Origin of the sequence: Acinetobacter sp. YH16052 (assembly GCF_013417155.1) — a bacterium.
GTDB lineage: Bacteria > Pseudomonadota > Gammaproteobacteria > Pseudomonadales > Moraxellaceae > Acinetobacter.
Genome location: NZ_VPEO01000006.1, coordinates 23,416 through 45,185, shown reverse-complemented (window position 1 = coordinate 45,185; position 21,770 = coordinate 23,416). Strand labels below are relative to the sequence as shown.

General features: G+C 44.3%; 15 protein-coding genes. 9 read left to right on the top strand and 6 right to left on the bottom strand.

The window, feature by feature from the left end; all coding sequences use genetic code 11:
- Window positions 1-122 precede the first annotated feature (122 nt).
- Window positions 123-839, top strand: coding sequence for a DUF2846 domain-containing protein (locus FTV42_RS05775; RefSeq protein ID WP_180037934.1), 717 nt, complete (start codon window positions 123-125; stop codon window positions 837-839).
- 70 nt (window positions 840-909) lie between these two features.
- Here FTV42_RS05775 and FTV42_RS05770 read toward each other — a convergent pair whose 3' ends face one another.
- Entirely contained in the window at window positions 910-2,436 is a 1,527-nt protein-coding gene (locus tag FTV42_RS05770) for a fumarate hydratase (RefSeq protein WP_004278405.1), read from the bottom strand.
- A gap of 775 nt (window positions 2,437-3,211) precedes the next feature.
- On the opposite strand from FTV42_RS05770, the gene FTV42_RS05765 reads away from it, so the two are divergent.
- The gene (locus tag FTV42_RS05765) at window positions 3,212-3,451 is read left to right on the top strand and encodes a DUF2171 domain-containing protein (protein WP_005107915.1); all 240 of its coding nucleotides are present in this window, start codon (window positions 3,212-3,214) and stop codon (window positions 3,449-3,451) included.
- A gap of 234 nt (window positions 3,452-3,685) precedes the next feature.
- Here the strand turns inward: FTV42_RS05765 and pta are convergent, their stop codons facing one another.
- The 3 genes from pta to FTV42_RS05750 form a co-directional block, all read right to left on the bottom strand.
- On the bottom strand, window positions 3,686-5,824 hold the full coding sequence (gene pta / locus FTV42_RS05760; protein ID WP_180037932.1) for a phosphate acetyltransferase: 2,139 nt from the start codon (window positions 5,822-5,824) through the stop codon (window positions 3,686-3,688).
- A 54-nt stretch (window positions 5,825-5,878) separates the two neighbouring features.
- Entirely contained in the window at window positions 5,879-7,099 is a 1,221-nt protein-coding gene (locus tag FTV42_RS05755; protein ID WP_180037930.1) for an acetate kinase, read from the bottom strand.
- Window positions 7,100-7,552: 453 nt separating this feature from the next.
- Window positions 7,553-8,818: a glutamate-5-semialdehyde dehydrogenase gene (locus tag FTV42_RS05750; RefSeq protein WP_180038068.1), complete on the bottom strand. Its 1,266-nt coding sequence runs from the start codon at window positions 8,816-8,818 to the stop codon at window positions 7,553-7,555.
- 322 nt (window positions 8,819-9,140) lie between these two features.
- Here FTV42_RS05750 and FTV42_RS05745 point away from each other — a divergent pair, with 322 nt between their 5' ends.
- Entirely contained in the window at window positions 9,141-10,478 is a 1,338-nt protein-coding gene (locus FTV42_RS05745) for an alpha/beta fold hydrolase (RefSeq protein ID WP_180037928.1), read from the top strand.
- Between the two features lie 28 nt (window positions 10,479-10,506).
- On the opposite strand, the gene FTV42_RS05740 is transcribed toward FTV42_RS05745, so the two are convergent.
- On the bottom strand, window positions 10,507-11,370 hold the full coding sequence (locus FTV42_RS05740) for a class I SAM-dependent methyltransferase (protein ID WP_153567009.1): 864 nt from the start codon (window positions 11,368-11,370) through the stop codon (window positions 10,507-10,509).
- 124 nt (window positions 11,371-11,494) lie between these two features.
- Window positions 11,495-12,517 (bottom strand): beta-N-acetylhexosaminidase, encoded by a 1,023-nt coding sequence (gene nagZ, locus FTV42_RS05735; protein ID WP_153567008.1) that lies wholly within the window; start codon window positions 12,515-12,517, stop codon window positions 11,495-11,497.
- Between the two features lie 199 nt (window positions 12,518-12,716).
- On the opposite strand from nagZ, the gene FTV42_RS05730 reads away from it, so the two are divergent.
- From FTV42_RS05730 to FTV42_RS05705, 6 genes are all read left to right on the top strand, one after another.
- The gene (locus FTV42_RS05730) at window positions 12,717-14,903 is read left to right on the top strand and encodes a carboxy terminal-processing peptidase (RefSeq protein ID WP_180037925.1); all 2,187 of its coding nucleotides are present in this window, start codon (window positions 12,717-12,719) and stop codon (window positions 14,901-14,903) included.
- A gap of 435 nt (window positions 14,904-15,338) precedes the next feature.
- The gene (locus FTV42_RS05725) at window positions 15,339-17,192 is read left to right on the top strand and encodes a bifunctional diguanylate cyclase/phosphodiesterase (RefSeq protein ID WP_180037923.1); all 1,854 of its coding nucleotides are present in this window, start codon (window positions 15,339-15,341) and stop codon (window positions 17,190-17,192) included.
- 143 nt (window positions 17,193-17,335) lie between these two features.
- Window positions 17,336-18,928, top strand: a complete 1,593-nt coding sequence (locus FTV42_RS05720) for a peptide chain release factor 3 (protein ID WP_004647433.1) — start codon at window positions 17,336-17,338, stop codon at window positions 18,926-18,928.
- 111 nt (window positions 18,929-19,039) lie between these two features.
- Complete coding sequence (locus tag FTV42_RS05715) at window positions 19,040-19,864, top strand: hypothetical protein (protein WP_005250706.1); 825 nt, start codon at window positions 19,040-19,042, stop codon at window positions 19,862-19,864.
- Between the two features lie 44 nt (window positions 19,865-19,908).
- Window positions 19,909-20,871, top strand: a complete 963-nt coding sequence (locus FTV42_RS05710) for an RsiV family protein (RefSeq protein ID WP_180037921.1) — start codon at window positions 19,909-19,911, stop codon at window positions 20,869-20,871.
- The gene (locus FTV42_RS05705; RefSeq protein ID WP_180037919.1) at window positions 20,868-21,689 is read left to right on the top strand and encodes a TatD family hydrolase; all 822 of its coding nucleotides are present in this window, start codon (window positions 20,868-20,870) and stop codon (window positions 21,687-21,689) included. Before FTV42_RS05710 ends, FTV42_RS05705 begins: the two co-directional genes overlap by 4 nt.
- The last annotated feature ends 81 nt before the right edge of the window (window positions 21,690-21,770 follow it).

The window sequence follows — 21,770 nt, the reverse complement described above, 5'->3', positions numbered from 1 at the left end:
TTATTTCCAAAAATAAAGCTCGGTGTTAATCTGATTCACTAGGTGTGGATGCCTAAAACTTATAAAAAACAAATCGCAAAGCACTTGCATACAAAAGAATAAAGACGCAGTGAGGGATAAGCATGCGTGGAGTCGCAATTGTACTCATCAGCAGTTTGGCATTGCTGGGGTGTCATGGTAAGAAAGCCGTCGTTGAGCCTACACAGCCACTCAGCACTTTAAAAAATATCGATCTTGAAAAAAAACCGGGCTTTGTCGAGCAGCATCGTATCGGCATGTTCACCATTGGCGGTTGGGTCAATCAAAAGCAGGGCAACCAGTTTCAGACGGTGAAACCGCAGCATGATGAAGCCGCCATCGTGTATTTATACCGACCAGATTCCAGATGGAACCGTCAGGAAATTGTCGCTGCCAGCCTGTTTATCAATCAAGAACATATTCCAAGCTTATTGCACAACCATTATTACTGGATTGAAGTGCCTGCAGGGACCTATCGTTTGAGTACCAGTCGACCGCTAGGCGCGCTGCATTTCCAGAAGCCTAAATATCTGGATTTTACTGTCGAAGCGGGACAGTCTTATTTTATTAAATATGATGAAGAAAATATCAGTACACGCCGGAGTATTTCCGGGCCGCTCATGCTAATGCCGGAAAAAGTTGGTCTGAATGAAATTGCTTTTACTCAGCTAAAATCAGACAGTTTTAACTTCGTGGCACAAGATCAGGAAACAGGCCAGATTCGTAAAAAAGCCCAAAAAATTGAACCGACTGCTTATGATCCATCATTAGATGTACAGCTAAAAGCACCTTTTAAACTTTGGGATCCACGTACCTGGTAGTTTGGACATTTTTTTGAGCAAACATCATAAAAAAGCACCCATTCAGGGTGCTTTTTTATTGTAGTAAAAATTAGCCCGCAGCAGCGTCAACTACTGGAATCTTGCCAATTTTTGCTTGCCAGATTTTAGGTGCTGTCGCGTGAATAGAAGTACCATTCACATCAACTGCTACAGATACCGGCATATCTTTTACCACAAACTTGTAGATCGCTTCCATGCCTAGGTCAGCAAAGGCAACCACTTCAGCTTCACGGATGGCTTTAGATACTAAGTAAGCAGCACCACCGACAGCCATAAGGTAAGTCGCCTGGTTATCTTTAATTGCTTCAACGGCAGCAGGACCACGGTCTGCTTTACCGATCATGCCGAACATGCCAGTTGCTTCAAGAACTTGACGCGTAAATTTATCCATACGCGTAGCCGTTGTTGGACCTGCAGGACCAACTACTTCATCACCGACTGGATCGACTGGACCTACGTAGTAGATAAACTTGCCTTTCAGATCAACAGGAAGTTCTTCACCGTTGTTCAGCATGTCGACCATACGTTTGTGTGCAGCATCACGACCTGTATAGATTGTACCGTTAAGAAGAAGTGTATCGCCTGGTTTCCAGCTATTCATTTCTTCTTGGGTAATCGTGTCAAGGTCAACACGTTTAGAAGATGAAGAATCCCAAGTCACAGCAGGGTAGTCTTCAAGTTTAGGTGCTTGAATATGTGCAACACCTGTACCATCTAACTGGAAGTGTGCATGACGAGTCGCAGCACAGTTCGGGATCATACCAACTGGTTTACCTGCAGCATGACATGGATAATCTTTGATTTTAATATCAAGTACAGTGGTTAAACCACCAAGACCTTGTGCACCAATACCCAAAGCATTTACTTTTTCGAAGATTTCGATACGAAGCTCTTCCATTTTGCTTTGTGGACCACGACGAAGCAATTCGTCCATGTTGATCTCTTCCATCAATGCTTCTTTGGCAAGCATCATGGCTTTTTCAGCAGTACCACCGATCCCGATTCCCAGCATACCTGGTGGACACCAGCCTGCACCCATGGTTGGAACAGTTTTCAGTACCCAATCCACGATTGAATCAGATGGGTTTAACATTGCTAGTTTAGATTTGTTTTCTGAACCGCCACCTTTGGCTGCCACAGTGATATCTACTTTATTACCAGGCACAAGCTTGTGGTAAATCACGGCAGGAGTGTTGTCTTTGGTGTTCTTACGACCAAATGCAGGATCAGCCAGAACTGATGCGCGAAGCACGTTCGAGTTTTCTAAATAACCCTGACGTACGCCTTCATTGATTGCATCATCCAGGCTCATGGTTAAATCGAATTTAACGTCCATGCCCACTTCAACAAATACGTTGACGATACCGGTATCTTGACAGATTGGGCGGTGGCCTTCTGCACACATGCGTGAGTTAATTAAGATTTGTGCGATCGCATCTTTAGCAGCTTTGTTCTCTTCACGATCATACGCACGGCTCATCGCTTGGATAAAGTCTTGTGGGTGATAGTAAGAAATGAACTGAAGCGCATCTTTAACCGATGTGATCAAGTCATCTTGCTTGATAATAGTTGTCATACAAATATCTCTTGAGCGGGCTGATAGCTAGCGGGCTAAATTATAAGACAAAAGAATCGGGTTGTGGGCATTTTGGGCGAGCATTGGCCGAAAGTTTATAGTTTAAGCAATCTGAGCAAGGACTTTAGCTATTCCATGGGTCAAATATGACAGCAAGTTGTCATATTCAATGTCATATTTCAGATAAAAAATACGCATAATTTTGCTTATTCCGTATTAAGCGATTGAATTTTATTAATTATTTTAAATTTAATAAAAAACCAGATTGTCATATAACTGTCATAAAACTTTTACATAATGCAGCTATTGAAACGGGAGATCCTAACAATGGTTACAGGTATTTTGATGGCAGCTGGTTTTTGTGTATATATCGCTGCAACTTGGATGTACGGTCAGAAAGAAGATCAAGCCTAAGCTTTATCTTCTTTTTTATTTTAAGACATAAAAAATTAACCTATCTTCAAATCTTCAAATCTTCAAATCTTCAAATCTTCAAATCTTCAAATCTTCAAATCTTCAAATCTTCAAATCTTCAAATCTTCAAATCTTCAAATCTTCAAATCTTCAAATCTTCAAATCTTCAAATCTAGTTCATCACACTATAAAAACATTTGAAAACTCAAATTTAAAAAGTATCTTTCCTATAGCTTACTCAAGCCATGTTGACCATTTACATTTTTAACCCAGAAAAACTCAAAGCCTGAAAACCCTTACACATGGGGCATTTTTTATTGCTTAGACTGTTTCTCTCAACTTCTAGAAACAGGCAAGTAGAATGAACAATTTTAATGCAAGTGATATTAAAGAACATGCTTCAGTCATTGCTTCATGTGGTACTCAAGTCGGGAAGGTGGACCATTTAGAAGGTCAGGATTCAATTAAATTAACAAGAAGTGATGATGAAAATAATGAGCACCATCTGATTCCCTTGAGTTGGGTAAGCGAAATCAAAGACGATAGCGTGGTGCTCAATAAAACGGCGGAAGACGTGCATAAAGAGTGGACTACCTTATAAAAAATTAAAGTCAGTAGACTGAAAAGCAGGGCTGCATCAGCTCAATTTTTTATGTTACAGACTTTATGATGGATAATCATTGAGAATGCCAGTTCGAAAGACTGGCATTTTTATTGTGTATTAAAATGAGATGATGATCACGTACTGAATTTATTGAAGCTAGGGTTATTTTTCTATAAAAAAACCATCTGATTTTTCAATCAGATGGTTTGGAAAACTTAAATTCAAGAAGTATTAAGCTTCTTGTTGCTCGGCCTGAATCGCGGTTAAAGCAATGGTAAACACGATGTCATCAACCAAGGCACCACGCGACAGGTCATTGACCGGCTTATTCAAGCCTTGCAGCATTGGTCCAACACTGACTACATTGGCAGCACGTTGAACCGCTTTATAGGTCGTGTTACCGGTGTTCAGATCCGGGAAGATAAACACATTGGCACGTCCGGCCACTTGTGAATCAGGCGCTTTCTGGCGGCCCACGCTTTCTACAGATGCTGCATCATATTGTAGTGGCCCATCAATCAGTAGGTCAGGGCGACGTTCTTTGGCTATTCGTGTTGCTTCAGCAACTTTTTCCACATCTGCACCGGTACCGGAAGTTCCGGTCGAATAGGAAATCATCGCAATGCGTGGATCTATCCCAAAGGCTTTGGCAGAATCAGCAGATTGGATTGCAATTTCAGCCAGTTGTTCCGCATCAGGATCCGGATTAATCGCACAGTCACCATACACATAGACTTCATCTGGCAATAGCATAAAGAATACGGACGATACCAGAGAATAATCCGGAGCAGTTTTGATCAGCTGGAAGGCAGGGCGCACCGTATTTGCGGTGGTATGTACTGCGCCCGACACCAAACCGTCGACCTGATCGAGTGCCAGCATCATGGTGCCAAGTACTACCGTATCTTGCAGTTGTTCACGGGCTTGCAGTTCGTTGAGCTTGCCTTTACGCAGCTCCACCATCTTGTCGATGTAGTTTTCACGCACCAGATCTGGATCAAGAATTTCCAGATCTTCAGGCAATTCAATGCCGCGCGCTTTGGCTACTTCTAGCACAGCTTCAGGCTTGGCCAGCAAAATACACTGTGCAATACCACGAGACTGACAAATAGCCGCAGCCTGTACAGTGCGCGGTTCATCACCCTCTGGCAGTACAATACGTTTTTTCGCGGCAATCGACTTCTGTACCAGTTCATGACGGAAAGCGGAAGGTGACAGACGTGGCTTATAAGAACCATTCAACATTTGGTTCAGCCATTCCGGATTGATATGGCTTGAAACAAAACGCGTCACCTGATCTGCACGTTCGGTATCATCCACTGGAATTTCATTGCTGAGATTTGCCAGTTTTTGTGCGGTTTCAAACGTGCTGAGTGGCGTATGTAGGATTGGTAAACCTTGCTTGATGGCAGCCTGGCAGAATTCCAGTACATGATCATTTGGCTGTTGATGTTCAGTCAGCACCAGACCGGCCAAAGGAATCCCGTTACTGCTTGCCAGACTGCTTGCCAGTAATACGTCAAGCCGGTCAGAGGCACTAATAATTAATTCGCCAGCCACAAATTTATGCAATTCATGTTCAATATTGGCTGAAATCAGGCTGCTATGTTGTACACGGCGCTGTTTGGCTTCGCCTTCGTTAATCCAGTAGGCAGAAATATGTGCAGCCAGATCAGACATGCGCGGCACACTTAAGGTTTTACTGAAAGGCACCAAGCCAATCACTGGTAATTTTTCAGAGCCAATATGCGGATGCGTCTGCTGAATGGCGGTGATAAATTCGGCGGTTTCAGCTTTAAGGCGTAAATCCGGATTCAGCGTGACAGGAATCTGCGCAGATTCTTCAGGCAGGCCTTTGGTGCGCATCAACATGATGCCCGCAAGGCGGGTAGAGCTAGCGCCACCAAAATTACGCAGCTGATGTTCAACTTTATCCGCGGTTTGGCTTGGCTGCTGAATATTGGCATTGCTGACGACAATAACTTTGGCATCAAGAGCCTGCGCTAGTGAAGCATTCAAATCATCGGCAAAACTGTCCTGAGTATTTGGCAACAGCCCTTCGACAATAATTAGGTCATGCTGTTTAGCAATTTGACGATGCAGACGCACCGCTTCTTCAAGCAATTCATCCTGTTCACCCAGATTGATCTGCTGCAAGACTTTGCTATAACGGATAGGTTCAACCGTTTCACTTTGAGAAATATGACGATACAAAGCCGTGGTGCGGTCTTCGATTTCATTCAATTCCTGGGCAAAAGGTTTCAGGAAACCAGCTTTTACCCCTTGGCATTCCAGTGCATAAATCAGGCCCAAACATGCAGAAGTTAAGCCTACGCCTTCCCCAGTGGGAACCAATAAAATTGTTTTCATAAGTTATGTCAGTCGCAGAATAATAAAAATCAGTTAAAAAGTGGCCAAGCCTGCTTATGCAGGCGTTACCTCAGCTTTAGACTTTTTTGCAGTATTGCGCTCCACTTCAAGTTCAACAACACTTTGAACTTCTTGTGCGATACGGCCTTCTTCATCTGTTGGCACTACCCAGATTTGTGGGCCTGTGCCTGAATCGATTCGGCCTTCGGTACCGCGTTTCAATTCATTGTTGGCGTTTTTATCCAGATTGAAACCAAAATGAGGCAGATAAGTCATGGTTTTTTCGCGGATATACGCCGAGTTTTCGCCAATGCCGCCAGTGAAGAACAGACCATCAAGACGTGGCAGACCACAGCTCAACGCTGCCAGAGATTTAGCTAAACGGTAGCAGAAAACTTCAATCGCCAGTGCGGCATCTTCATTGCCTTGCTCTGAGGCTTCAATCAGGGTACGCATGTCATTGGACAGATCAGACAAGCCCAAAAGACCACTTTGGCTATTCAGCATCTTGTCAATTTTATAAATATCCCAAGCCAGGTTTTTTGCCAGGAAGCTGTGCAGACTTGGGTCAACATCGCCACTGCGTGTGCCCATAACAATACCTTCAAGTGGAGTTAAACCCATTGAGGTATCTACACTTTTCCCATTCCAAACGGCACAGGTCGAGCTACCATTACCTAAATGCGCGGTTAACCAGCCACCTTGTTTGAAACTGCCTGCCAGTTCAGAACCACGCTCTGACACATAGGCATGACTCGTCCCGTGGAAACCATAGCGACGCACACCATGGGCGGTATATAAAAATTTCGGCAGGGCATAACGATAAGCATGCGCTGGCATGGTTTGGTGGAAGGCAGTATCAAATACCGCAACCTGTGGTAATTCCGGGAATAAACGTTTAGTGGCTTCAATGCCAATCAGGTGTGCCGGATTATGTAATGGTGCAAGCGGCGTTGCTTCACGAATTTTTTCAATAATCTCGTCATTGATCAGTTCAGCCTTGGTCAGGCTGCCACCATGTACGACACGGTGACCGATCGCGTCCGGACGGTAGTTGGCCAGACGTTCCAGACCCACTTCGAGTGCTTTTTTGTGGTCAGCAAATGGAATATGGATATCGACTGGCTCATTGCCAACCGTTACACCTTTAATGCGAGCATTCTCTGTGCCTAAGTTCTCAGCTAAACCATGAATACGGAAATTCTGCTCCTCAAGAAGTAAGGCAAACTTGATTGAAGAAGAGCCACAATTAATAACTAATACTGATTTAGACACGATTGATTACCCAATTTTTAATTAAAATTCTCGTCCATTTGCTTGACCCAATTGCGGACAATGAAGCAGCAATCCAGATCAATGAATATGTTTTAACATTTGTTTTTTTTCTGTCCTAGATAGACTTTAGCAGATTAGACTTAAGCATTATCGACCGATTTAACAATAATAACTAAAATTTATCAGTTCATAGTTTTCATTTATAAATAAAATGATGCTAAAAATATCATCAATAAGAATCCTAAATTCTGCTTAAATTTAATTTTAGAACAGATTAATTTTTTAGTTTAGCGCCTGAAAAGGCAAATATTGTTTTTACATACAATTCTATAAAGAGATTCATCAATAAAATGACCCGAAGGTTCTAATCCATCTATTTTAGTGTCAATTTTTCGGTCCATAAAAAAAACAGCCTCATAAATGAGGCTGTTTTTAAGTTAGCAATCTGAATATTTATTGGCGAATCTGACCATCACCAAAGACAATCCATTTCTGCGACGTCAGGCCTTCAAGACCGACTGGGCCACGAGCATGGATTTTATCGGTTGAAATCCCGATTTCTGCGCCTAAGCCATATTCAAAACCATCTGCAAAACGAGTAGAGGCATTGATCATGACCGAACTTGAATCTACACCCGCCAGAAATTCGCGAGCCAGACTGTAGTTTTCAGTAATAATGGAATCGGTATGATGCGAGCCATATTTGTTGATGTGCTCAATGGCTTCTTCTATACCAGAAACGACTTTGATCGCCAGAATCGGGCCCAGATACTCGGTATACCAGTCTTCTTCAGTGGCCGTAATGACTGCATCTTCAAGAATACGCTGGGTTTCCCGGCAACCACGAAGTTCGACTTTTTTCTCTTGGTAAAGCTCTGCGATGCGTGGCAAGAATTCTTCAGCGACTTTTTCATCGACCAATAGGGTTTCCATGGCATTACATACGCCATAGCGATGGGTTTTGGCATTGAGCGCAATCGGCAATGCTTTCAACAAGTCCGCTTGAGCTTCCACATACACATGACAGTTGCCATCTAAATGTTTAATGACCGGTACGCGTGCTTCCTCGGTAATTCGTTCGATCAGGCTCTTGCCGCCACGAGGCACAATCACATCCACATATTCGGTCATGGTAATCAACTGGCCAACAGCAGCGCGGTCAGTCGTGTTTACCACTTGTACGGCAGCCTCAGGCAAGCCTGCGACTTTCAGGCCATGCTGAATCGCAACTGCAATTGCCTGATTCGATTCCAGAGCTTCTGAGCCGCCCCGTAAAATAATGGCATTGCCTGATTTGAGCGCGAGTGATGCAGCCTCCAACGTGACGTTAGGACGTGATTCGTAGATCATGCCGACCACACCCAAAGGCACACGCATCTTGCCCAGTTGAATCCCGGATGGGCGATAAGCCATATCACTAATTTCACCAATCGGATCTTTCAGGCCAATGACATCTTTTAGACCCTGCAACATACCTTTAAAGCGTGCGGGGTTGAGTTCTAAGCGATCAAGCAGGGCTGAGTCCAGATTGTTGTTATGCGCCTTGGTCATATCTTTCTGGTTAGCAGCCAAAATAGCAGCTTGGCTATTTTCCAAAGCCGTATAAATAGCGGATAACGCATTATTTTTAGTTTGGGTGGACGCGCGAGCCAAAATGCGAGACGCTTGGCGTGCCTGCTGTCCTACCGTTTGCATGTATTGTTCAATAGACTCTTGCATAGCGGTTTGATCACTTAGAAATTTCATTTCGATATTAACAGCCTGCTGCTGCACAATGAAGCCCATCTGTTAAAAATCATCCGTTTTCGCTGACTTCTAAACATTTTGAAATTGTTTTCTGTTTAAAAGCAGATAAGTGGTCACTGAAGCGGTTGCTTGTGAAAAGCAGCTCTGTATAGAATGAAACACGCGACATTGATGTCATTTATAATTATTAAAGAGCAGGATGCGTGTTCAGGCACACCGGAATGCGCCTGAAATATAAGATCTGTTAAGCATGACTTGCACAATAAAAATAAGGCAAGGACGGAGGAAAAGGAATATGAATTCCATTATCCACATGGACGCCCATGTATTGGAACAACATAGCCACGATGGTTTTTTTGATCTTTATGATAAGCACAGTTTTAAGCAGCCGCCACGTACCACCTGGATGGATGGCTGGAAAATCGAATATATGGCGATCGCCCGTCCGGATACCTTGCATTTAAGACCCATGGTGATTGTTGGGGGAGCTTTCCAGAATTTTAATTCCTACAAATACTGTGTAGAACAGCTTTTTGATGCAGGTCCCATCATTCTGATTGACCTACCGTCCATGGGGGCCAACCAGCAGATTAGTAATGTCGATACGGGGCTGTCTGCCGGAACACTGGAGCTTGAAGACCTTGCTGCGATGCTGGGGCGCTGGCTGGAACAGATGCAGCTGCCGCAAGTGGCAATTCTAGGTATGTCCTTGGGTTCAGTGGTGGCTTCCTGTTTGGCAGATCAGCGTCCTGAACTGGTCGATCGGATGATCCTGATGGGTGTGATGCAGAAAACCCGTAAAAGCTGGCGGATGCTGCTGGAAGAGTCTTTGCATCTAATGAAAGAACAGCGTATGGATGAATTTGGTCAGGCCGTCATTTTGTACCTGGTGAATCATGCACGTTTAACAGAAACCCGGATGTCACCGACTGCAAAGCGTTTGTTCTTTAAACAGATGGCGGAATTTACGGCCACCGAACAGGATCGTTATGATATCAATTGCAACCGTTTATTGCGTCTGACCAATGTGCCGATTCCACAGTGCAAAGTGCTGGTGGCATGTGGGCAATATGACAGTTTTACCTTGCCACATGAGAATGCCAATTTTGCCCTGCAATGTCCGAATATGCAGTATGTACAAATTGCAGGCGCCGATCATGTACCGCAGTTACAACGTCGTAAAGAAACCATGCATCTGTTTGCAACCTTCTTACGTGATGAACCGGTTGATCAGTTGCCGGGAATTATTCCGTTTAGCCCTGAGCAGATACAGCAGCTTAAACGTCGCGGTGAAGAGCGGATTCAGGTGCAAGATTCACAACGTTTTCTCAGTCATCGTCATTCTGATCTCATTTTAAAAGCAGAGATAGTGGACATGAATTTCTTTGGGGTATTGCTGGAGTTAGATCCAGTACAGGCAGTGCGCGCAGCAGCTTATCCACGTGACTTAGCTCTGCATCTGGAAGATGAAGCTGGGGAATTTCAGATTGAGTGCCTGATCTTTGAACAGGATGACACCCAGCTGCGTGCCTTATTCAAACATGGCAGTTTTGAAGTGGCAGAACGTTTATTGGCTTTTGTAAAACAGCAGAAAATGTTGCAACATGCCGAAGTTTTTGATGCGGCAATTTAAAAAATATCAGTATTAAAAAACAGCATACTTAAACGCTGCTTTTTTTCACTGCATGAATCATCCAGACCAGATCACCTAAATGTTCATCTTGTTCTGGTGCCGGGTTTGGCTGATGAGGCTCGGCAAAATAACGTTGTGGTTGTTGTACCTCAACCTGGTCAAATCCTGCATCTTGAAAAAAGCGCTGCAGTTCTTGGGGGGATTTAAAATGAAAGGTAAACGCACTGCGAGACATGAATTTAAGCAGACGGCTACTGCTCCAGATAAAGTTCGCCAGTTTATTTTTCACCGGTTCAGGATAAATATCGCTGAGATAGTGAACTGCCGGGAAATACTGCGCATTTTCTGTAATACCCTGCATCAGAATGCGTAACATCTGCTGATCAAAGTAATTAATCAGTCCTTCACTAATGACCACTAAGGGCTGGTTGCGGTTAAACATCTGAAAAATACAGTCCAGCTCTTCACTAAAAATATCGGCAGTCAGGACTTCAGGTGCATGCTGATCAATCTGCTGTAAAGCCTGGGTCTTGATCTTGGCCATATCCGGCAGATCCAGTTCACGATAATTAATCGCGGGAAATTTCTGTCTGAAATTCCAGCTGCGTGGAGATAGGCCGCAGGCAACTTCAAGAACCTGAAGTTGTGGGTGTTGCTCAATTAGTTGACACAGATGCTCATCAATCATCTGATGGCGCTGCTTAAGTGTAGTCCGCATGCTACCGCCAGCATGGCGCTCTGCCCAGGATTCAAGAGGATGCAGTAGTTTGGCCAGAAACTTGCCTTTGGATGTAACAAAGGCTGGATGTGAGATCCCCATTTGATACCAGATATAGCCGGTATAGTGCGCCGTAAAAGAAATATGGCGATGTTGCGAAAGTGAGTCTGTCATATTGTTCTGACCTTATTTTTTTATTTTTAAGTTGATTAAATAATAGTGTAACCTTTTCATTACTATAATGAAAAAGGAACACCTTGTCGTGTCCCTTTTTCATATTGATTGGATTTAAAAAGTTTTAGCTGGATTTCTGTTTAAATGCCAGTATTTCATCACGGATCTCGCGCCATTCTTCACCCAGATCCAGTTCGTCACCAATCTGGATGTTCGGGATGTTGCCGCGCATGCGTTCCAGGCGTTGCTGGTTCGGGAGGGGCAAATCAACAATCCCTTCCAGTGCAATACATTGTGCTGCACGATCATTGCAGACCAGACCCATATCACAACCAGCTTTGAGTGAGGCCTGAATTCGGGCATCGGCACCGCCTGCGACACATGCGGCCTGCATGCTTAAATCATCCGAGAACAGGACACCGTCAAAACCAAGCTCCTGACGTAAAACTTTCTGAATCCAGAATTCAGAGAAGCCTGCCGGATTGGGATCGACCTGACTATAGATGACATGAGCCGGCATCAGCGCATCCAGTTGTGGTTGCAGTTGGATAAATGTTTGCATGTCTTTTTGCTGGATTTCTGCATAGGAGCGCGTATCAATTGCTGCAGCAACATGCGAGTCTGCTTTAACCGAACCATGACCTGGGAAATGTTTACCGGTTGAGGCCATGCCGGCACGTTTCATACCTTTTAGAAATGCGCTGGCGAGTGGAATAATGTCCTGAATATTTTGGGCAAAGCTACGATCACCGATCACATCACTGATGTCATTCAGGTCCAGTACCGGTGCAAAGCTGAAATCAATTCCGACAGCCAGTACTTCAGTCGCCATCAGCCAGCCGCATTTTTCAGCCAGTTCAAGGGCACGCTGTGGATCGCTCGTATAAAGTTCGCCAAATTTCCCCATGGCAGGCAGCAGGGTAAAGCCTTGTCTTAAACGCTGTACACGACCGCCTTCCTGATCCACTGCAATTAAAATATCAGGACGCACCTGACGCATATGATCGGTCAAAGCACGGACTTGGGCGGGAGATTCGATATTGCGACCAAATAAAATCACTCCACCGACTTGCGGCGCACTTAATAGTTCAATATCTTCTTGAGTGAGGGTTGTGCCTGCGATGTCGAGCATCAATGCGCCAATCATATGCGGAATCCGTTTTAGAGTTTTCGGAGAAAACAATACCTGAATTCTGCAATGATTTGCTACACTTTGTCAGCACAGAATATGATAAAACTACACGACATAAACATATTAAGTTGTTTAAGATGCTGAATACGTTAAATTCTGGTCGAAAAGCAACACGGTCACATTGGTCTCTAGGCCAAGGAAGTACGAATTATTTATGAAATTTCAAACTATAGCTTGCGCAGTTGCGATTGCGACAGGTGGATTCTTTTTTACCCATGTAGTGAATGATGCGATTGCGGCCAATAGTAATGAAGTGGTCAGTAAAGCAATTCAGCCATCTCAAGAGCAGGCGCTGGTGTCACGTCAGCTGGCAACCCTGGTTGACCGTCAGCACTATTTAAATATGCGTCTGGATGCCCAGACTTCCCAGCGTATTTTTGATTTCTATATTGATAGTCTTGATCCGGAACACAGTCTGTTTCTGGCCCCAGAAGTTGAAAACTATAAGAAACGCTATGGTGCCAATTTTGGTGCCAATCTGAAAGCCGGCAACTTGTCTGGTCCTTATGAAATGCATGCGCAATATCAACAGCGCTTGCACCAGTTCTACACCTATATGTTGAATGAGCTGAAAAAACCGCAGAATCTGAATCAGCCAAATGTTTATATCGAAACGGATCGTGAGAAAGCGCTATTCTTTAAAACTGAGGCTGAACAGCGCGCGCATTGGTCGAAAATGCTGGTGTCTCAGCTGATCAATTTGACCATCAGTAAAGAAGAGGAATTGGCCAAGCAGAAAGCCCTGAAAGCTAATCCGGAACTGGCGAATGGACAAGACCTGACGGGTCCTGAAGATCTGACGCCTGCGCAAACCTTAACCAAGCGTTATACCCGTCAGCTGGAACGTCTCAGCCGCATCAAGAGCGATGATGTGCTCGACAAGACACTGAACGCGATGATGCTGACTTATGATCCGCACAGTAATTACTTCCCGCCTGTGGATGCGATGGAGCTGAATCGTCAGACGACTTTACAGCTGGAAGGCGTCGGCGTATCGATTCGTCCAGAACGTGGCAATGAAGATTACACCAAGATTGAAACCATCGTTGAAGGTGGTCCGGCCAGCAAATCTGGTCAGGTGAAATCAGGGGATCGTATCATTGGTGTGGCACAAGACGGCGAGCAGATGGTCGATGTCATTGGCTGGCCAAGTAATGAAATTGTCGGTCTGATTCGTGGTAAACGTGGCACGAAAGTGACTTTACGCTTACTCGGTGCGGGTGCTGCCATGGGGCAGGCACGTAATGTGACCATTACCCGCGATGTGATTCAGGAAGAAGATGCCGGTGTACGTACGCGTGTAGTCGACATTCAACGCGATGGCAAGAAATATCAATATGGTGTGATCGAAATTCCATCGTTCTACCTGAACTATCGTGCACGCCGTGCCGGTACCGATTATCGTTCGGTGTCTGAAGATACCAACAAAGCCTTGAAAGAGCTGGCAGCGAAGAATGTTGCCGGGATTATTGTCGATTTACGGAATAACCCAGGTGGTTCACTGGAAGAAGTGGCGCGTATGTTGGGGCAGGTGATCAAGTCTGGTCCAGTGGTGCAGATCCGTGATGGCAATGGCAATGTCAGCGTCTTTGAAGATGATGATGGCGGTGCACAAACTTATGCTGGTCCATTGGCAGTGATGGTGAATCTGGCCTCTGCATCGGCCAGTGAAATTTACTCTGCTGCGATTCAGGATTATGAACGCGGGATTGTGATTGGCAGTACCACCACCGGTAAAGGTACAGCACAGGTGCAACTGGATAGTCTGGCGCATGGTCAGGCGACATTGACGCAGCGTAAATTCTACCGTGTGACCGGTGGCAGTACCCAGAATAAAGGGGTTGTTCCAGACATTAAACTGGTCGATATTTATAACGAAGAGTTTGGTGAGCGTAAGGCTAAAAATGCCTTGCAGTGGGATACCATTCCAACGGCACCATTTAAACGTGAAGGGGCTGTACAGAAATACGTCCCTGAATTGGCCAAACTTTCTCAGCAACGGGTCACACTGGATTCTCAGTTCAAGTATTTAGAACAGCGTAAAGCCGTGATGAAGAAAGCCGAAGAAGAGAAACGTCAGGTACTGGACTTGCAACAGCGTAAAGCTGAGTTGATTGTCATGGAGCAAAAAACGCTGGACGCAGAAAACACTCGTCGTGCTGCAACAGGTCTGAAACCTTATCCAAACTGGGAAAGTTATCAGGCTTCACTGGATGCCTTGATTGAAACGCGTGCCAAGATGAAGGCCAAAGAACGTCCGGCTCTGCCTGAAGAAGAAGCGTTTGTGATTGAAGCGGCAAATGTGTTACTGGACTATGCCAAATTACAAGCAAAACCCTAAGTTTTAGCCTCATTGGTCGTTGATAAAAGTAGCCTGTTTCGACAGGCTATTTTTTTATTTTGCAAATCTGCACGAAAGAACAAATAAAATTTTGCTATGAAGTGCCATCTGTCTAAATAAAAAGAAAAAAATTGTGATGGTGATCGAATAAATGAGCTAAAAAAATGAAGCTAAATATTTGCTTAAATTTGAAACACTTCTAATATATAAGTTGTATTTTATTTTTCTGTTGAGTTTTATTTTTGGGGCAATTCTCAACTTCAAAAGAAAGAAATATAAATTCTAAATTTTAGTTAAGACTGATGTTGTTGCAGACCAATTGGCTTGCATGGATAGTCAGTCTTGAGATTTTACTGAGTTCAAATTTGATCGGGTGAAAATGGAAATATCAGTGCAGAGCATAATAAAAATGATCACCGCTGGGGAACATTTTTTATGATTGATATTCAGCATGATATTGGTCTGTTCATCGGGTCCATTCTTTCTGCATTGGTTGCTTGCTATCTCATCGCACGGATTAAAAAATTTGCTTCAGGCGCTTTACAGCTAAACTTTAAAACCTTCAATTTAATGCTAACCGCCATGCTATTGGGCCTATTCATATGGTTGATCCATTTTATTGGGCTGACAGCAAGTTTTGTGCTGAATAAATATGAGATGGATTTGGGGATGCTGCTCCTGTCTGTTCTGGTGATATGCATTGCCTCTATGTTTATCCTCTGGTTAAGTACCAGAAGTACTTGGTCATTTTTCCGGTCAGTTCTCGTATTAGGTGTGATCGCACTCAGCATCTTTGGCATGCACTCTATTAGCATGATGTCATTCAATTTTACTGCCGCCCATATGCAACAGTCACCGGAATTAGTTCAGGCACATGATCAGCTATTTCTGGCCATGATACTGATGAGTGGATTGCTGCTGGTAACGCTGATTTGTATCATCGTGTCCGAACTGCGTGTGGGATTACGCAACCGTCAGCTTGCATGGGCCAATCAACAAATTGAAAATCAAACCATTCAGGACAATCTGACCAAATTACCTAACCGTTTGTATCTGGCTGAATATGCAAATCTGCTGTTTTCAGGTCAGTCCGAACAGCAGCATGAAATTGCTTTTTTATATATCGATCTGGATCGTTTTAAGGCAGTCAATGATGTGTTTGGCCATCTGGTCGGCGATCAGTTGCTGATTCAATTGACCACGCGGATTCATCTGTTATTAGGCCATCATTCCAAGCTGCTCAGAATCGGTGGGGATGAATTTCTGCTGGTACTGGAAAATACTTCAGTCGCCAAAGCTGCAAAAATGTCAGAACAGATTCTTGAACTGATTCAGGAAAGTTTCCTGATTGAAGGCAAGAGTATTCATATCTCGGGCAGTATTGGTATTGCCATGTATCCGGAGCACGGCAAAAATTTACAGGATCTGCTGGTCAATGCTGATGCCGCGATGCTGAGTTCCAAGTATCAGGGACGCAATACCTATTCAGTCTTTAATTACTCTACCGATCAGGATGAAAGCAAGAGTCAGAGTACCCTGATTAATGATCTATATAAAGCCGTGGAAGAACAGCAGTTTGTGCTGTTTTATCAGCCCAAGTTTTGGACCAAGGATCGTAGCTTGTGTGGGGTAGAGGCATTAATTCGCTGGAACCATCCCCAGTTTGGGCTGCTCGGCCCGAATCTGTTTATCAATGCAGCTGAAAAAACCGGACTGATTATTCAAATGGGCTATTGGGCATTGGAACTGGCTTGTCAGCAGATTCAAAAATGGCAACGGACACATACTGAATTTTTCCCTATCGCGGTCAATTTGTCTGCGGTACAATTTGAACATAAGCATCTGTTTAGTACTTTAGAAAAGTTATTTGCACAATATAAAATCAGTCCTCAGCATTTAATGATCGAGATTACTGAATCGACTGCCATGCATCATATTGATGTGAGTATGCGCAGCTTTAAGCGCTTAAGACAAATGGGCATCCGTCTAGCCATTGATGATTTTGGTACAGGGCATTCCAGTTTTCTCTATTTAAAGAATTTCGCCGTAGATGAGTTAAAAATTGACCGGGAATTTATCAAAAATCTGGCAGTCGGCTCCAAAGAAGAAATGATTCTGGAAAGCATTATTCAGCTGGCCATAAAACTGGGCTTGGTGGTGACCGCCGAAGGTGTTGAAACAGAAGCGCAAGCAGAAATTTTAACCCGGCTCGGTTGTGAACAATTACAAGGTTTTTTACTGGGTTTGCCGGTAGATGAACAACGTTTAGAAAATTTACAATTCCATTAATAGCGCTCTAATTGATTGAGCGTCAGGATAGACAATATGGCTCACGGAACTCCACCCTGAAACTCTGCTACAATATCGCCAATTTTTTTCATATTGATCGAATTTGATCTCGAATGCTGTGCATTGAGCAGTAGGTATATTTCATGAGCTTTAAGCAAGAACTGGCGGCACAAGTCGCCCAGCGACGTACGTTCGCTATTATTTCCCACCCCGATGCCGGTAAAACCACCATGACAGAAAAATTGCTGTTATGGGGTCAGGCCATTCAGGTTGCCGGGATGGTAAAAAGCCGTAAATCTGACCGGGCCGCAACATCGGACTGGATGGAAATGGAAAAAGAGCGTGGTATCTCGATTACGACCTCGGTAATGCAATTCCCTTTTAAAGACAAGATGATCAATCTTCTGGACACCCCGGGACATGAAGACTTCTCGGAAGATACCTATCGTACCCTAACCGCAGTAGACTCTGCGCTGATGGTGATTGACGGGGCAAAAGGTGTCGAAGACCGTACCATTAAACTGATGGAAGTGTGTCGAATGCGCGATACACCGATCATTTCATTCGTCAACAAAATGGACCGTGAAATTCGTGAACCGCTTGAGCTGCTGGATGAAATCGAAAACGTTCTGAAAATTAAATGTGTTCCGATCACCTGGCCGCTCGGTACTGGCCGTGATTTTGCCGGTGTATTCAATTTAATCGAAGAAAAATTCTACGTGTATAAAGCCGGTTTCGGTTCAGTGATTACTGAGATCGAAGTGCGAGATGGTTATGACTATCCTGATCTTCGTGAGAAAGTCGGTGAGCTGGCTTGGGCGGCATTTGAAGAATCGCTGGAACTGGTACAAATGGCCAATGAGCCTTTAGATCGTGAAGAATTCCTGGCCGGTCGTCAAACGCCTGTTCTATTCGGTACAGCCTTGGGTAACTTTGGTGTCGACCATGTTCTGGATGCCTTCAGTCAATATGCGCCATCTCCTAAAGCCCATCCGACCCAAGATCGTGTGGTAGAAGCGGATGAAGAAGGCTTCACCGGTTTTGTCTTTAAAATTCAGGCCAATATGGATCCGAAACACCGTGACCGTATTGCTTTCATGCGGATCTGTTCAGGCAAGTATGAAAAAGGCCTGAAGATGAAGCATGTGCGTCTGGATAAAGATGTACGCATCAGCGATGCCTTAACTTTCCTGGCCGGTGATCGTCAGCATCTGGAAGAAGCTTGGCCGGGTGATATTATTGGTCTGCATAACCATGGCACCATCCAGATTGGCGATACATTTACCTCGGGTGAGAAACTTCAGTTCACCGGTATTCCACACTTTGCGCCTGAAATGTTCCGTCGTGTCCGCTTGAAGGATCCATTAAAATCCAAGCAGCTGCAAAAAGGTCTGAAAGAGCTTTCAGAAGAAGGGGCAACCCAGGTATTCATGCCGCAGAATAACAACGATCTGATCGTTGGTGCTGTAGGTGTGCTACAATTTGAAGTGGTGGCTTACCGTCTGAAAGAAGAATACAAAGTTGATTGTGTTTACGAACCGGTCAGCATCAACACAGTACGTTGGGTGTCTTGCGATGATGAGAAGAAATTCAACGAATTCAAGAAAAAAGCTCATGACCAGTTGTCTGTCGATGGTGGTGGTCATTTGACATATCTCGCACCAAGCCGCGTGAATTTGCAGCTGATGCAAGAACGTTATCCGGACATCGTGTTCCACAATACGCGTGAACACTAAACTTTAACGTTCCGCAGCTAAAGTTTAAAAATATCAAACAGCTTCTCCGGAAGCTGTTTTATTTTATGCTACATTTAAGCAATTAATAACTCGATAGATATAGCAAAGAGAATGAAGCTCAGCAAGGAAGTCGTCCTCGGTTCTGTGATTGGTTTAAGTCTTGTCCTGAGTGGCTGTGATCAAAGCGAAAAAGAGCCTGTTAATACTCCGCAAAATGAGAAAATGACCGCAGCTCAGCAGACCGCAGATGTTTTGCCTTATCTGAATATTCAAGAGCAGCCGGCTAAAATTGCCTTGCCATTTTGTGAAAATAAAAACTGTATCAATCTGGATATTCAGACCTTGCATACGGTTGATCCATGGATGAACCAATGGATTGAAAAGCAGCAGGCCAAAGTGATCCAGGATCAAATTGGGTTGAAACAGGACATGAATTTACAGCAGGCGATCAATGCCTATGTAAAAAAATCGGATGCCTGGCAGGCGCAGCTCAATCTGAACAAGGCTTATGAGTTATCGCTATATACCCGCATTCCCTACCAGCGCAATCAATATGTATTGATGCAGATTGGGGTCGATACCAAACAGGAAAATGTCAGCGTGCATGAGCGCTATTATTTTTTTGTGGCTGATCGTCGCCAGCAGAAAATGCTAACCCCACTGGATATTGTCGATCCTAAGCAACAGTTAGTAATGGATCAGATTATTCAGCAAGCCTATGATACATGGCTCAAAGAAAACGATCAGCAAGTTCAGCAGAAAGCACCGAAAAAACTGTATTGGGGACAGGCTGACTGGTTCTTTGATCAGGAAGGCATTGGGCTGCATTTTCGCAGCCATGAAATTAGCAAAGACGCCAAACAACTGGATATTTATTTAACAAAACAACAAACACAACAGGTCTTGAAAGCTGATATCTATCAGCATATGTTTTAAAGCTCACGATCCTGCAAGCGTACAGGTTCCAAAAAGGTGAATGAATGCCAAAATACAAGAATATCTTTTGTCTATCCGTCCTGGCATCAGCAATCTTGCTGAGTGCCTGCCAGCCGAAGGGTAATGAGCCGGAAGACTCAGGTGCTTCCGAGGCGCTACAAGCCGAAGCTGAAGCACTTAAACTCAGCGGCGATACCGAAAAGCTCAAGTTGGCGATTCCAGAGTGTGAAGACAAAAGCTGTCCGGAAATTTCGATCGAACGTCTGAACAGTAATCAGGGCTTTATTGATGAATGGATCGACCAGCAGATTCTGCAACAGTTGAAAAATATCCTGTCTGTTGATGCGATTGAACCGGCAAAAGTGAGCGCTGCCAGCGAAGCAGAAGCGGCTGCCTCTGAACCCAAAGCGGCTTTGGCCACAGTGACCACACCGAAACAGCAGCTTGAGCAGCAGATCCAGCCCTTTATGCAGACCTTCTTGAATCTGGACAAAGAGCTCAAAGCGCTCAGTGCCAGTCATAGCATTAGCCTGATGATTAAGCCCAAGATTCTGCATTCGGGTGATCCTCTAGCGACAGTGGTTCTGAACAGCAGTTATTATCTGGGAGGAGCACACGGCGCATCTGCACAGACTTATTATAATTTTGATCTTGAGCAGAAGAAACTGGTCAAGCTGGATGACATTATTGCGGCCAAACAGAAAGCCCAACTGGAAGCGCGTGCTTATGATGCGTTTAAAAACTGGGTGGTAGAATCCAAGCTGGCCAAAGATGTGGCGGAATATGAACAGGCCTGGAAGTTCAAACTCACCGATAATTTCTATCTGGCTCAACAAGGTCTGGTCTTGCAATATGCCGAATATGAAATTGGGCCATATGTGGTTGGCTTGCCACGTTTAATGATTCCTTATGAGCAGCTACAAGGTGTACTGAAACCTGAATATCTGCCTCAAACTGAAAAAGCTGCCTCCGAGGCACAGCCAGCATCTGCTGCAAAAGCCAAATGACCTTAAAACTGTTTGATACGCATACCCATTTTGATGTTCCCGATTTTGATCCTGATCGGGAACAGTTGGCCTATACGGCCAAAGCGGTAGGTGTCGATCATCTGGTTTTAATTGGTTTTTTGCAAAACCGTTTTCAAGATTTGTTAAGGACCCATCACTCCATCAATGATCTGGAAAATGCCCCGCAAAGCCATTTGGCACCCGGCTTGCATCCGTTTTATATTGAACAGCATCAGGCTGAACATCTATACGATTTGGAACGGCTGCTCAAAACTGAACCATGCATTGCCATTGGCGAAATCGGTCTGGATACCTTTTTAAAACAGTACAAACAGGCGGAAATTTTTCAGAAGCAAAAAGATTTTTTTGCTGCACAGCTTGAACTGGCACAGCAATTTGATAAGCCGGTTTTGCTGCATATCCGCAAATCGCATGCGGAGGTTTTGCAGATTTTAAAACAGCAGCAGTTTAAACAGGGCGGCATTGCGCATGCCTTTGGTGGTGGGATTGAGGAAGCCAAGGCTTTTATCAAGCTGGGATTCAAACTGGGCATCACCGGGCAAATCACCAATCTAAATGCCAAAAAACTTCATCAAGTGGTGCAGTATGTCGGACCAGAACATTTGGTATTGGAAACTGACTGTCCGGATATGACGCCACTCTGTTGTCAAAGCTCGACCGAGCAACGTACCCGAAATACACCTGCAAATTTACCTTATGTGCTGCAAGGACTGGCAAAGAGCCTGCATATGCACAAAGAGGAACTGGCTGAACAGCTCTGGCAAAATACTCATCAGGCCCTGCATCTGACCATTTAAGTTAATACTCTTAACTCAGTCTTAAATTCCCAGTTCATCATAAATAGAAAAAAAGGTGCATTATGCAATTTCTAAAATGCT